General features: G+C 70.0%; 11 protein-coding genes and 1 pseudogene. All 12 read left to right on the forward strand.

The features are described 5' to 3' along the window. The first annotated feature begins 221 nt into the window (after positions 1-221). Entirely contained in the window at positions 222-452 is a 231-nt protein-coding gene (locus tag ACX28W_RS27740; RefSeq protein WP_459002296.1) for a hypothetical protein, read from the forward strand. Between the two features lie 112 nt (positions 453-564). Continuing rightward, the gene (locus ACX28W_RS27745) at positions 565-1,302 is read left to right on the forward strand and encodes a class I SAM-dependent DNA methyltransferase (protein WP_459002298.1); all 738 of its coding nucleotides are present in this window, start codon (positions 565-567) and stop codon (positions 1,300-1,302) included. Between the two features lie 121 nt (positions 1,303-1,423). Continuing rightward, positions 1,424-1,615, forward strand: coding sequence for a hypothetical protein (locus ACX28W_RS27750; protein WP_459002300.1), 192 nt, complete (start codon positions 1,424-1,426; stop codon positions 1,613-1,615). A 524-nt stretch (positions 1,616-2,139) separates the two neighbouring features. Further along, positions 2,140-3,093 carry a hypothetical protein gene (locus tag ACX28W_RS27755; RefSeq protein WP_459002302.1) on the forward strand — a complete coding sequence of 318 codons (954 nt, stop codon included), beginning with the start codon at positions 2,140-2,142 and terminating at the stop codon, positions 3,091-3,093. Positions 3,094-3,333: 240 nt separating this feature from the next. Continuing rightward, complete coding sequence (locus tag ACX28W_RS27760; protein ID WP_459002304.1) at positions 3,334-4,302, forward strand: sugar phosphate isomerase/epimerase family protein; 969 nt, start codon at positions 3,334-3,336, stop codon at positions 4,300-4,302. Between the two features lie 85 nt (positions 4,303-4,387). Next, positions 4,388-7,687 (forward strand): PQQ-dependent sugar dehydrogenase, encoded by a 3,300-nt coding sequence (locus ACX28W_RS27765; protein WP_459002306.1) that lies wholly within the window; start codon positions 4,388-4,390, stop codon positions 7,685-7,687. Between the two features lie 278 nt (positions 7,688-7,965). Next, positions 7,966-9,174 (forward strand): ROK family transcriptional regulator, encoded by a 1,209-nt coding sequence (locus ACX28W_RS27770; protein WP_459002308.1) that lies wholly within the window; start codon positions 7,966-7,968, stop codon positions 9,172-9,174. A gap of 310 nt (positions 9,175-9,484) precedes the next feature. Further along, positions 9,485-10,267 (forward strand): annotated as a pseudogene (locus ACX28W_RS27775) (MFS transporter); the annotation flags it as partial. A gap of 263 nt (positions 10,268-10,530) precedes the next feature. Further along, a complete protein-coding gene (locus ACX28W_RS27780) occupies positions 10,531-10,695 on the forward strand; it encodes a DUF6207 family protein (RefSeq protein ID WP_459002324.1) in 165 nt (54 codons plus the stop codon). Between the two features lie 44 nt (positions 10,696-10,739). Further along, positions 10,740-11,198: a Ku protein gene (locus ACX28W_RS27785; protein WP_459002310.1), complete on the forward strand. Its 459-nt coding sequence runs from the start codon at positions 10,740-10,742 to the stop codon at positions 11,196-11,198. Between the two features lie 97 nt (positions 11,199-11,295). Further along, positions 11,296-11,859 carry a hypothetical protein gene (locus ACX28W_RS27790; protein WP_459002312.1) on the forward strand — a complete coding sequence of 188 codons (564 nt, stop codon included), beginning with the start codon at positions 11,296-11,298 and terminating at the stop codon, positions 11,857-11,859. A 680-nt stretch (positions 11,860-12,539) separates the two neighbouring features. Next, positions 12,540-14,249 (forward strand): hypothetical protein (locus ACX28W_RS27795; protein ID WP_459002314.1); only part of this gene is annotated, 1,710 nt, incomplete at its 3' end.

The raw sequence follows: 14,249 nt of genomic DNA on the forward strand, positions 1-14,249 counted from the left end.
CCGGCCACCGGTGTGCGAGCACCGGACCTGATGTCAAAGGACAACCCAGCTGCGGGTCGCCGATATCACCGAACGCCCCAGCGCCCGGAAACAACGGTGCTGAGGCGTCCGCAACCAGGCTTGGCAGGGCTCGTGCTCCTCAGTGAGGGGGCCGGTCGCCGCCGATGCGCAAGGGACGAAGGTCGGCGCCGACTGGTGCCGGTGTCGAAGGAGGAAGATGCATGCAGGGTGAACCCATAGCCGGACGGCGCTCGAGGATCTACACGTTGTGGCTCTTTATCCCCGCATCAGGGATGGCAGCCGTCTGGCTCGCCCTCTACCGCGCGGCGGTGCACAACGGCTCGAACATCGCCGCCTGCGAAGGTGCCTACCATGTCACCCCAGGCTGGTTCTTCTTCCTCACTCCGGAAGACCGCGGGCAGTGGCCCCGCCACGCAGTCGAGCCCAGGTGATCCATTTGCCGGTCGCTTTAAGCGAGTGCGTCACCGGGTGACGTCCGATACTCACTTGCCTGAGGGTAAATGCGTCGACACCGCCTCGCTGTGCCCGGCAAAGTGGATGCTCATGACGAGTAGTGAGCTGTGGACCCGTGCGACCGCCGACCGCTACGACGCCGAGGAGAGCGAGATGTCCTCGGCTGCAGTTCTGGGACCCACTCTCACCTTCCTCACCGAACTCGCAGGCGACGGCCGGGCGTTGGAGTTCGCCATCGGGACCGGACGGGTGGGCGTCCCACTCCGGGAACGCGGCGTGCCGGTAGCGGGCATCGAACTGTCCGAACACATGGCAGCGGTCCTGCGGTGCAAGGTCGACGAGGACACGCTCCCGGTCACCCTCGGGGACATGGCCACGACCGTCGTCCCCGGCAAGTTCACCCTGGTCTATCTCGTCTACAACACCATCACGAACCTGCTCACGCAGGACGAGCAGGTTGAGTGCTTCCGCAACGCCGCGCGTCACCTGACGCCTGGCGGCCGATTCGTCATCGAGTTGGGCGTGCCGCCGTTGCGGTTCCTGCCGCCGGGGCAGGTGGCGGTGCCGTTCGACGTCTCCGAGCGGCATCTCGGCTTCGACACCTTCGACCTGGTCGAGCAGACTCTCGTGTCCCACCACTTCACCCGCGACGACGACGGCCGCTACTACCGAGAGAGTTCACGGCACCGGTACGCATGGCCGGCGGAGCTCGACCTGATGGCCCGGATCGCGGGGCTCGAGCTGGAACGGCGCGTCGCGGACTGGGCCGGGGCACCCTTCACCCAGGACTCCGCGAAGCACATCTCCGTGTGGCGCAAGCCGACCTGAGACGGCCCCTTCCACCATCGTGAGCCATGTTGCCCAGTCGTCGGGTAAGCACTCGTCCTCCCCACGCTCCCCCCGGCGCATCCGTATCCGCTCCGCGTCACCGGAGAACTCGGTCAGCACCTTGGACAAGCCGCTGACGGGGGGCCGGGTACTGGTGCTCGGCGGCGCCCATGCCGGTGCCGGTGCCGCGGCAGCTCGTACCCGCATCGTCAAGCTGGGCGGATCCGCGGCAGTCAACCTGTCCGCCAGTGTCACCGACGTCGTGCTCCTGCCGGGTGGAGAGAACGACCTGCGACCGCCCGGAACCTCGTGACCCCCGACCGGCCGCCCCGTACGCGCCGTACCTGAACGACATCACCGGCTGTGACTCCCCCGGCCTCGCCCCCCCTCTGCTGCGCTTCCGCCGAGCCGTCGAGCCCCCCATCCCCTTCGTGACTGCGAACGCGGCGACACAGCCGCGCCGTTGCCCCGACGCCCTAAGTGATCCGTCTCCTTTTCCACGGCACCTCACACCTTTTGATGAATCATCAGAAAGTTCCAGAGATTCGTACCGAACCTCTGGACAGTCCCCCACGCGGCGCCCTAATCTCTCGGCCCACCGAGACATGTGTTTCGTCCCGGTAACACCGCAGCCGATCGGCGTTCCCTCGAACGCTCTTCACCTCACGAGTCTTTCCACGTCTCTCCCCCCATGGCCGGGCCACCGCCCGTCACGAGGCACCGCGCGATCGCTGTCACAGCGGTCGTCGCTCACGCACCGTTTCAGCACCCCGTCGAAACACGGGGAAACCGGCCGGGTCACCGACTCTGCCGTGACCGCAGCGGAAGGGAAGCGACATGAAGATTCGTACGTTCATCGCCACGGCCTCACTGGTGGCATCCGGGAGCCTGGTGGCTTTCTCCGGCTCCGCCCAGGCCGCGCTCTACACCACCTGTGTCGGTGACGGCGGGGCCGTGACCGTCAGCAACGACCTGGTCGTACCGGCCGGGAAGTCCTGCACCCTCACCGGCACGAGAGTCAAGGGCACGGTGACGGTCGAGGCCGGAGCCGACCTCGTGGCGACGGGCGCCACCATCAACGGCGCAGTCACCGTCGAGGAGAACGCCTATCTCGACCTCACCGACACCACCGTCAAGGGCGCGCTGACCACCAATTCCGCTTTCGGCGCGCACCTGGAGAAGAGCAATCTCAAGGAGGTCGACGCCACCGAGGGATTCGTCTACGCGGTCGACTCGACGCTCGGTGGGAACGTCAGCACCGAGGCCGGCGAGCTGTACGTCTCCGGCAGCACCCTCAACGGCTCGCTGTCGGGTGACGGCAACCAGTACAGCGACGTGTACGACACCACTGTCAAGGGCGCGCTCACCGTCAACGGGAACACCCTCGGCGGCGTGTTCTGCGCCAGCGAGGTGTACGGCGCGGCGAAGTACGCGGGCAACGCCGACAACCTCCAGCTCGGCGGCGAGGGCCTGATCGGATCCTGCGCCGGCGCCTCGTACTTCGGCGGCAACCTGGCGGTCACCGACAACACCGCGAAGGCCGTGCTCGACAACGCGATCGTGCGAGGCGGGCTCACCGCGACCGGCAACGACCCCGTCCTGGTCGTGGGCGAGTTGGCGCGCATCCGTGGCGCCGTCACCGGAGAGACCGCCGCCGCCGGCGCGTCGTCCTCCCGCTCGGCCAAGGAGGCGGCGCCGCAGGACCGTGGTGCCGACCTCGCCGAGAAGGCCGCTGCCCGCGCCGCGGCGGCGCGGGCCGACGCCCACGGGGCGGGCAAGTCCCGCCTCTGACGCCGAGCGGCACAGTCAGCGGCACGCGCGGCGACACCGGCAGGTGACGGCGGCCGCCCCCGTCGCCGTACCTCCGCACCGCGCGGCGGTTCCCCTCCCGTCGCCAACCACCCACCCACCCGCGCTCGTTCCGCTGTGTTCCGGAGTCCGTGGATCCGCCGTCGCGGCGCGCACCGCCGAGCAGCAGCCCGGCCGCGGCCCCGATCCGTACCTTCTTCTCCTCATTCCTCAGGAGTGACCGTGAGTCGTATTCACAAGTCCTTAGACCGCAGGGACTTCCTGCGCGCTACCGCCGGCACCACCGTGGCCATCGCCGCCGCCTCCGTCACCGGGGCCGCCGCAACCTCCGCCGCCGCCGCACCGAGCAGTCTGTCCATCCCCAAGGACCGCATCGGCATCCAGCTCTACAGCATCCGCGACAAGGTCAGTGCGCTCGGCTTCGCTGTCGTCCTCCCCGAACTGGCCCGGATCGGCTACAAGGAGATCGAGTTCGCCGGATACACCCAGTCCACCTCCATCCTGGGCCGGCAGATCACTCTCCCGGAGATCCGCAAGGTGCTCGACGACCACGGACTGCGCGCCGTCGGCAGCCACGTCGGCATCGGCAATCTGCGCACCAACCTCCAGGCCGAGCTGGACGCCGCGCAGATCCTCGGGATGCCGCACGTGGGCACCGCCAACGCGCCCTCGAACGTCAACACCGTCGCGGGGTACCGCGCCGCCGCCGACGAGTTCAACGTCTGGGGCGCCGCGGCGACCGAGCGTGGCCTGAAGCTCTACCAGCACAACCACGCGGGCGAGTTCGCGTTCGCCACCGACCAGCCGTCGGTCCGGCTGTACGACGTGTTCCTCAAGAACACCGACCCGCGCCATGTCTATCTGGAGCTGGACATCTACTGGGCGTACGTGGGCCAGTACCGCTGGCCCGGATTCGACCCCGCCGCGTACGTGCGCAACCAGCCCTACCGCTACCCGCTGTTCCACATGAAGGACGGCGACGCCAACGCGGCGAACGCCAACGGCTTCGACATAGTCGAGTTCGGTGCCGGTGACCTTCCGTACGAGAGTTTCGTCCGCGACATCGGGCCGCGCGCCTCGCACGTCGGCATCTGGGAGCAGGACACCGCGCCCAACGCCCAGCCCAATCCGCCGGGTTCGCTCGGCGCGGCGGAGCGCAGCTTCACGGCGCTCAAGGGACTCCTCGGCTGAAAGAGCCCCAGAACAAGAGGCACCTCCGCGCGGGGGCGCCTACGTGTCCGCTCCTTACCGCCAGCGATCGAGGAGACGCATCACCGTGCACCGCACCCTGAGACGCCTGATCACACGTGTCCTGCTCGTGGCACTGCCCGCGCTGGGCGGTGTGGCCCTCGCGCCCGCCGCCCAGGCGCACCCGGGCCACGAACACGCCCTGGACTGGTCGAACTACGAGAAAGTCACTCTGACGAAGGACACCGGCGAGCCGATCGACCTCGCCGTACTGCCCGACAACCGCGTCCTGCACACCGCCCGCAACGGCGACGTACGACTCACCGACCCCGGCACCGGTGTCACGAAGGTCGTCAACCACGTCGACGTGTACCAGAACTCCGAGATGGGGTTGCAGACAGTCACGCTCGACCCGGACTTCGCCACCAACAAGTGGGTCTACCTGTACTATTCGCCGCCGCTGAACACTCCGGCCGGCTCCGCCCCGCTCCAACTGCCCACTGGGCAGAACGACTCGTACTGGAAGCAGTGGGAGGGGTACGACACCCTGACCCGCTTCAAGTGGACCGGCGGCAAGCTCGACCTCTCCACCGCGCAGGAGATCATCCGGGTCGACACCAACCGCGGCCAGTGCTGCCACGTCGCCGGTGACGTGGACTTCGACGGGGAGGGGAACCTCTACCTCGCGACCGGCGGCAACACCCCGGCGTCGGGCCCGAACGTCAACGGCTACACGCCGATCAACGACGCGGCCGGCTACAACCCGGGGCTCGACGAGCGCCGCGGCGCGGGCAACACCAACGACCTACGGGGCAAGATCCTGCGGATCGACGTCCAGGAGGACGGCAGTTACACCATCCCGGAGGGGAACCTCTTCGAGCCCGGCACGGCCAAGACCCGTCCCGAGATCTTCGTGATGGGCCTGCGCAATCCCTTCCGGCTGGCCGTGGACCGCGAGACCGACGCCGTGATGTGGGGCGACTACGGCCCCGACGCCGGCACCGCCGACCCGAACCGCGGGCCGATGGGATACGTCGAGTGGCAGACCACGACCAAGGCCATGAACAGCGGCTGGCCGTTCTGCACGGGTGACAACAGCAAGCCCTACCGGGACTTCGACTTCGCCACCCTCACGCCCGGCCCCGCCTTCGACTGCGCCGCGCCGGTCAACGACTCCCGCTGGAACACCGGCCTGACCGAGCTGCCCGCGTCGGTGCCTGCCACGCTCTGGTACGGCGACCGGGACACCGACCAGCCGTGGCCCGAGCTGACCGCCTTCCGCGGTCCCGGCGGTCCCGGCGGCCAGGCCCCGATGGGCGGTCCGGTCTACCACTACGACGCGGACAACCCCTCACCGGGCAAGTTCCCCGAGTACTGGGACGGCAAGGCGTTCTTCGCGGAGTTCTCCCAGGACTACGTCGCCGCGTTCACGCTCGACGGGCCGGACGGTCCCGTGAGCAAGCTGGAGAACGTCCTGCCCAACAGCGAGCGTTCGCAGAACGGCATCCCGCAGTGGGACAACCCGATGGACCTGGAGTTCGGCCCGGACGGCGCGCTCTACGTCCTCGACTACGGCGACGGCTTCTTCCGGCAGAATCCCGACGCGGGTCTCTACCGGATCGACTACGCCGAGGGCAACAAGGCACCCACCGCCGTGATCAAGGCCGACAAGACGTCCGGCCAGGCCCCGCTGGAGGTCTCGTTCAGCGCCACCGGCTCCAGTGACCCGGAGAACGGCGACCTCACCTACCAGTGGGACCTCGACGGCGACGGCACCTTCGACGCCACCGGGCCCACGGCCGGCCGTACGTATCCGGAGAACGGGCAGTTCCAGGCCAGGCTGAAGGTCTCCGACCCACAGGGCAAGTTCGGTCTGTCGAGCCGTCAGATCACCGTGGGCAACACGGCGCCGACGGTACGGATCACCTCGCCGCCCGACGGCGGGTTCTTCAACTGGGGCGACGCGGTGCCGTACGGCATAGCCGTCGAGGACCCGGAGGACGGCACCACGCCGGACTGCGCCAAGGCCGCCTGGACCTTCGGTCTCGGGCACAATCAGCACGGGCACCCGGTCAACAGCGGCACCGGCTGCACGGGCGGCGTCGCGACCCCGACCGACGCGGGGCACGGTGACACCGAGAACGTCTTCGGCGTCCTTGGGATCACCTACACCGACAAGGGCGCGGGCGGCGTTCCGCCGGCGACCGGTGACGCCCAGGTGGTGCTCAACCCCGCCGTCATGCAGGCCGAGCACTACGACTCGGCGGAGGGCGTCACGATCACGGACGACACCACGGCGTCCGGACAGCGCAAGCTGACCTCCTTCGACGCGGGTGACTGGATCGCGTACGACCCGGTGTCGTTCGCCGGGATCACCGGGGTGAAGACCCGTGCCAGTGGCGCCGGCACCCTGGCGCTGCGCTGGGGCGCGGCCGACGCCGAGCCGTTCGCCACCGTGTCGGTTCCGGCCGAAGAGGGCTGGCAGTCCCTCACCACCGCGCTGCCGAACGCCCCTTCGGGGAGCGGTGAGGTCTTCGTCACCAGCTCCGGCGGTGTCGAGCTGGACTCGCTGACCTTCCAGGGCGCGGGCGTCGCGGACAAGACCGCGCCCAAGGTCACCGCCACGCTCAACCCGCCCCGACCCAACGGTGACGACGGCTGGTACACCAGCAACGTGTCGCTCGCGGTCTCGGCGACCGACAACGGGACGGTCGCCGGCCGTCAGTACTCGGTCGACGGCGGAACGACGTGGCAGTCGGCCAACGCGGCCGTCACCCTGTCCAATGAGGGTGCCACGACCGTCCGTTACCGGGCGACCGACAACGGCGGCAACGTCTCCGAGGTGGGTTCGCTCACCGTACGGATCGACCGCACGGGTCCCACGGTGACAGTGAACGGTCTCGACGCCGACGGCGTCTACGGGGACTCCAAGCGCCCGACGCCGGTCTTCTCGGCACAGGACGCGGTGTCCGGCGGGGCCACCGCGACGGCCACGCTGGACGGCAAGTCCGTCACCTCCGGCCAGGCGCTGGAGCTGTGGCGGCTGCCGCTCGGGAACCATGACCTCACGGTCAGGGCCCGGGACAAGGCCGGCAACACCACCACGAAGACGGTGGCTTTCACGACCCGTACCTCCTACGCGGACATCCGCGCGCTGATCACCCAGCTGCGGGCCGACGGCCTGATCACGGCGCAGGGACAGCAGCGGCTGACTGTACGGCTCGCCCAGGCCGAGGCGCACGCCGACGCGGGCCGCACCAGTCAGGCCGCAGCCGTACTGGAATCGTTCGCCGGCTACACGTCCGACACCGCCCTGGTGCCGGACAGCGCGGCGGGCGCGGCCCTGGCACGAAGCGCGCGGGCGCTGAAGGGAGGCGCCACCGGCTGACGCCGGGACGGACGGAGCTGCCCCGCTGTCACCGGCGGGGCAGTTCTGTGCCCGGACTCTGTGACAGGGGCCTGCTTCCTGGGCGTGGGGTCCCCGCCGGGGGAGTTCCGTCAACGATGCGGAAACTTTCGGCGTTCTGTGAAAAAGTTGCCGGAAGCCGCCCGCGCCCCTGCGGCCCCGCCAGCACGAGCCCTGCCGGGCGATACGGTGCCCGGCCCCGTACCACCCCCGCGACAACTCCCGAAAGCTGTCCAAGGGCGTCCAGAGGAAGTGAGTCCGTGAGCATCCAGTACCGCGTGTTGAGTCTACTGCGTGACAACGGCCCGCTGTCCCGCGCCCAACTCGCGGACCGGCTGGAGGTTCCGCGCCCGCGGCTGCTCGGCGAACTCGACCGCATGGTCGCCGCCGGGCGGGTCCGTGAGGCGGGCCCCGCCGCGTCGCGCGGCGGGCGGCGCTCCACCCTCGTCCAGCTCGACCCCGGTGTGCGGTTCGCCGCCGTCGATCTCGGCGCCAGCTCCGTCGACATCGAGATCACCGACGGCGCGCTCGCGCCGGTGGCCTCCTGCTCCGAGCCGGCAGACATCCGCTCCGGACCGGTCGCCGTGCTCGGGCGCGTCAGCGAACTCCTGCGCGCGATGGCCGACCAGGGGCACTACACGCGGCTCGACGCAATCGGCATCGGCCTGCCGGGGCCGGTCAGCTTCCGGGAGGGCGTACCCGTCTCGCCGCCGATCATGGTGGGCTGGAACCGCTTTCCGGTACGCGACACCCTCGCCCGCGCGCATGGCTGCCCCGTCGTGGTCGACAACGACGTCAACGTGATGTCCCTCGGGGAACAGCACAGCGGGGTCGCGAGGAGCGTCGACCATCTGCTCTTCGTGAAGATCGGCAGCGGTATCGGCTCCGGCATGCAGCACCACGGCCGTATCTACCGGGGCGCGGAGGGGTGCGCCGGCGACATCGGGCACGTCCAGGTCGAGGCCGAGGCGGACGGGCCTGTCTGCTCCTGCGGGAACACCGGCTGCCTGGAGGCGTACTTCGGCGGGGTGGCGCTGTCCAGGGACGCCACGGAGGCCGCGAAGTCCGGCCAGTCGCCCGCCCTTGCCGAACGGCTCGCCGAACGGGGGGTTTTGACCGCCCTGGATGTCGCGGAGTGCGCGGACGGCGGCGACAGCACGAGCGTCAACCTGGTCCGGGCCGGCGGCCACCGGGTCGGGCAGGTCCTCGCCACGCTGGTCAGCTTCATGAACCCGTCGATGATCGTGATCGGCGGCGGTCTGACCGGGCTCGGCTATCCCCTGCTCGCCGAGATCCGCAGCGTCGTGTACAAACGCTCACTTCCCCTCGCCACCGGCAATCTGCCGATCGTCATGTCCGAACTCGGCCCCCGCGCGGGGGTCGTGGGCGCCGCGCTCCTGGCGAGCGAACTCGCGTACGGTGAGGCGTCGGTGGCTGGGGACGTCGGGAGAGGAGAGGCCACCGGATAGAGCACTCTCCAACACTGCGGCCCAGAACCTCGCATCCGCCGTGGATACCGCACTGGCCGGGGCCCTCATGGTGACTCTCCTCGGATCCGGCGTCATCCAGGCCATCCAGCGGTCGGACGTCATCCCAGATCCACCCCAGGACAGGCTGGAACAGGCCGACATCAACTTCCCCTGCCGGCAGGTTTCGCACGCCCGTACGGCAACTGCGCGCGCTGCTCAGTTGGTGCGGCCGGACTTTCGCTCTACAGTCCCACCGAAGCGACTCACGTGATGATTCGGCCGTTCGAGATGTGTGAGTACCCGGCGTCCGCTGCAGGGCAAGGCGATCGCCGTCGCCATGGCCGGTATTCCGGTGGCGCTGGCGCTCGGTGTGCCAGCCGGTACCTTCCTCGGCGAGACGCTCGGCTGGCGCACGGCGTTCCTGTCGATGACGGCGCTCACAGTGGTCCTGTTGCTGTGGATCTTCGCGGCCGTGCCGGACTACCCCGGGCAGGAGCGCGGTGAGCGCCCGAAGGTGCTGGGCGCGCTGCGCGTTTCGGGCGTAGTCCCAGTCCTGTTCGTCACGCTGGTCTTCGTGCTGGCCCACACCATCCTTTACGCGTACGTCGCCACGTACCTGGAGGACCTGGGCATGGGCGGCAACACCGACCTGGTACTGCTCGTGTTCGGTGCCGCGTCGCTGGTCAGCATCTGGATCGTGGGCGCCCAGATCCACCGCCACCTACGCGCGCTGGCCATCGCCAGCACCCTGTTGGTCGCCATGTCCGCGGCGCTGCTGGCCGTGCTCGCCGACAACACCGCCATGGTGTATGTCGCCGCCCTCCTGTGGGGCCTGGGCTGGGGCGGCGTGCCCACCCTGCTGCAGACCGCCGCGGGCGACGCCGGCGGCGACTCCGCCGACGCGGCCCAGGCGATGCTCGTCACACTGTGGAACGTCGCCATGGCGGGCGGCGGCGTCATCGGCGGCATCCTGCTCGACCAGATCGGCAGCGACTCCTTCCCCTGGACCATGCTGCTGCTCCTGCTGCCGGTGCTCGCGGTCGTCGTCCTCGCCCGCAGCCACGGCTTCCCCGCGAAGCGGGCCGACGCGTAGGGCGTCGGACGGCCTCCGAATGTCCCCCGCCACGGGGGGTTCGGGGCCGTCCGCGTGACGGTCTCTGCCGCTCTCGAAGGACAGAAAGGAATTCCTATGCGCATCGGTGAGCTTTCGAAGAGCACCAACACCTCCCGCAGGCTGCTGCGGTACTACTAAGGTCCAGGACGCCGTCCACCGGAGCCGCCCCTACTCGGTCGGGTGAAGACGGCGGGATCGGAGAACCTCTGCGGGCGCCGGCGCGTAGTGCCAGGCAGAGGCAGATCAATGACGCGTATGTGGCCGTGCCGGGCCTGGCCGTGGTGGAGGTCGCGGCCGCGGATGACGAGACCGCCTTCGCGGTCCAGGAGCTGCTCGCCGCGCGGTGCGCCATCGCGCCGGCGGACCGTACGACCCGGGAGCCTGGCCGTGCTCGTGCCGGGCCGTGACAAAGCTCCTAGGCTGGTAGTGCTCGGGGCCCCGGAGGTGTGCCATGCCCGCGAGCATCTTCAACGGCGCTATCTCGTTTGGGCTCGTCAGCGTCCCGATCACGGTCCTGAGCGCGACCGAAGACCACAGCGTCCGCTTCCGGAGGATCCGCACCGCCGACAACGGTCTAGTACGCAACCGCTACTGGTGCGACGCGGAGGACCGTGAGGTCACCTTCGGAGAAATAGGGCGCGGATATGAACTGCCGGACGGCCGGGACATCACGGTCACGGACGAAGAGCTGCGGGCCCTGCCGCTTCCCACGGCCCGCGCCATCGAGCTGATCGCGTTCATCCCGGCCGCCGCCGTCGACCCGCTCCGCATCGGCCCCGGCTACTACCTCCAGCCACAGGGGGCAGCGATTCGTTCGCGGGCCTGGGCGTGCAGGTCGGTGATGAGCGCGGCACAGTGCCCGGCCGCTCCGCTGGCGTCGATCAGGGCGGTGATAGTGGGCAGGTCGTAAGCCCGTCCCCCGTCCCCCGGACTCCGAAAATGGCGGACGTGCTCGTCAGCATGTGACCATGGCTGTGAGCCGTCAATACCGAAAGATTTGACCTCTGATGCACGACCCGTCCCTCCCCTTCCCCGGTCCCGAGCCCGTCCCCTCCCTCAGTCCTCGCTCCGGCCCCGCTCAGGACGCCGTCTACGGAGAGATCCGCATCCGCCTGGACGCCGAGGACGGCACGCTAACGGTCGAAGGGGAGGAGATTCCACTGGCTGAACTGCGCCGCCTTGCGGGGGCGAAGGTCAACGAACACGTCCCCATCGGGACACGGGACGCCGACCGGCTGGTGCTGACCGTGGCCGGTGAGGACGCCCGCATCACGCCAGCCAGGGGACGGATCTCGCGCCGCTCCTACCGCGTGGACGTGGCGTACGGCGGTGCCGCCTACCGCCTGGTGCCATGTTCCCCGGCCGACAGCAAGCTGCTGAAGGACAGGCGCCGGATCGGGGTGCTGACCTCGCGTGGCGACGGCTCGGCGGAAGCCGAGTGGAAGCGCGGAGGGAAGGTGCTGCCACAGGACGCGGCGATCGGCTACGCCCTTGCGGCCGCCTTCGGCACGGGAGCGCAATCCACCCTGGACTGGCTCCTGGACCCCGTCGACGCACTCCTGTCCCACTAATAAGCGGCGGGTGCACCGGCCGAAGGGGTCCTTCAGCTTTGGCTCGTTGCCCGACGCGGGCCCGAAGCGGCGCCACCACTCCCCCCAGTACGCCGTGCGGGAGATGATCCCGATCAGAGTGCGCTCCGGCATCCGGGCCTTGATCTCCTGCTCCAGGGCCTTCGCCGAGGCGACCGAGATAGCGAAAAAGGTGCGGCGGTCCATCGCTGTTCGCAGGGCCTCTCTCAGGGCGGGCACGGAACTGTGGGGTCCCGAGCGGGACAACGCCGTCGGCGGTGAGCGGCAGCCAGTTCGGCCAGTCGTCGGCGCGGACGATGTCCGCGGGCCAGCCCAGAGCTTCGGCGATGTGAATCTGGGATTCCTCGTTGGGCCTGACGCCCCGTTGCCATTTGCGCACCCGCGCCTCGTCCGTGCCTGAGCGCAGACCACGCCGGGCGGCCGCGGCACGGATACCGGAGACGAGCTCCTCCATCGTCAAGCCGAGCGCGAGGCGCGCCGCAACCAGCGGGTGACGGGTGGTCTCTTCCACGCCTCCATCCAATCACTCAGCGCACCCGGACGGTGACTCCTTCGTGTAGGCGGGACCCCCGCGGGACCCCCTCCAACTGGTCGACGACATCGAACAGTTGAGCCCATTCTCGTCCTGTCGCCAGTCGCGGCGGCAGACCCACCCGGCGTTCATGACCGCGTTGCACGCGCAGGACCTGCCAGCGCTGCAGGAGCGGGCGCGCCAGGACATCGTGGCCCGGCTGGAGCGTCTCGCCCCCCAGCAGGTGGGGGACGTGATGGGCGAACTCGCCCAGCCCGTCGCCCTGGCCGCCATCGCCGATCTGCTCGGGGTCCCCCCGCCGCCTGTCTCCGAGTGGGCGCAGGTGTCCGACACGATCATGCGGAGCATGGTTGGCGGCTTCAATCCCGAGCTGATCGAGCCCGGCCGTCTCGCCCGGGAGCAGCTGAGCACCTTGGTGGCCTCCTGGTTCACCACCACGGGCCGCCCGGCTGGCCTGCTCGGCGACGTCCGCGCTCGTACGGCCGACGCGGACCCGGAGCTTGCCCGGTACGTCGTGCACACGGCCCGCGTGATGTTCCAGGGCGGCTACAGCACCCTCGCCGCGGCGATCGGCAACGTCCTCGACACCCTCTCCCGCAATCCGCAGGCCCAGCGCGCGCTGCGCGAGGCGCCCCAGCTGCGGGCCACAGGCGCCGACGAACTGGTCCGCTACGACGGCCCCGTGCAGGGCACCAGCCGCCTCGCCGCCGCCGACATCACCTTTGACGGGATCACAGTGCCGCGGCGAGAAGGTGACGGTGCTGTTCCAGGCCGCCAACCGCGACCCCGCCCACTTCGAGCACCCGGACCGGCTGCTGCTGGACCGCTCGCCGAACCGGCACCTCGGCTACGGCTGGGGCACGCACGCCTGCCTCGGCACGTTGATGCGGCTGAAAGTCGAGCGACTGCCGGGCGACCGCGACCCGAAACCGGTCTGGCTGTGGTCCTCGTCCGCCAGCGCCACGCCGGCGGACGAGGACCGCTGGTGGCAGTCGGCGACCGTCACCCGCAGCGGCACGGGAGCCGCCCGGGCCCGGGACGCCGGTCTGCTGCTGAGGTCGGCGCGATGCGCGCCCACGACCCGGCCCTGCACGCGGCTCTCGCCCACGTGCCCGAGCCCGCCGGTGGCTGGCTGGTGAAGACCGACGGCGTCGACGAAGCCGCGCGCCGCCGCCTGCTCCCGGCCGGCTTCGCCCCGTACACCTTCGACCAGGACCCGCCCCAGCCCGTCCCCGACCATCTCGCCCCGCACCAGGTGACGGCTCTGCAGATCCTGCTGTGGCAGGGCTACCACCTGCTGACCGCGCTGGTCCTGGCCGTCCCCGGCACCACCGCCACCGCCACCGCCACCGCCACCGCCACCGCCACCGCCACCGCCACCGCGTGCAGCCTCGATCCGGCCGGGCAGTCCGTCCACGCGCTCCTGCACGGCCCGGGCGGGGAGCCGTTCACCCTGGTCATCTCCGCGGCCCCGGCAGGTGTCTTCCGCGAACAGATCCACCTCACCGACACGGCCGCGGTCACCACCGTCGACTTCGCCCGCCCCTACGAACCGGCCGCCGCCACCCGGCTCACCACTGTCGACGGCATCACGAGCGGCTTCGGCGACCCGTTCACCGCCATGTGGGCGTCCGTCGCCGCCCGCCTGTCCGGGCAGCACCCCGCCGACCTGCCGACCAGCGCCGACCTCGCCCTGCGCGTCGAAGACCTCGCCCTCGCCCTGGCCGCCGAGTTGCAGCCCGCCTCCTGCGAGGCCGATTCCCATGCCGGGGCGGCATGCCGGCGGTCGGGCGGGTGGGGTTCTGTCAGGTGCAGATCTTGCCGGCGGGTGGGAGCTGGC

Source organism: Streptomyces sp. SD15 (assembly GCF_054462255.1).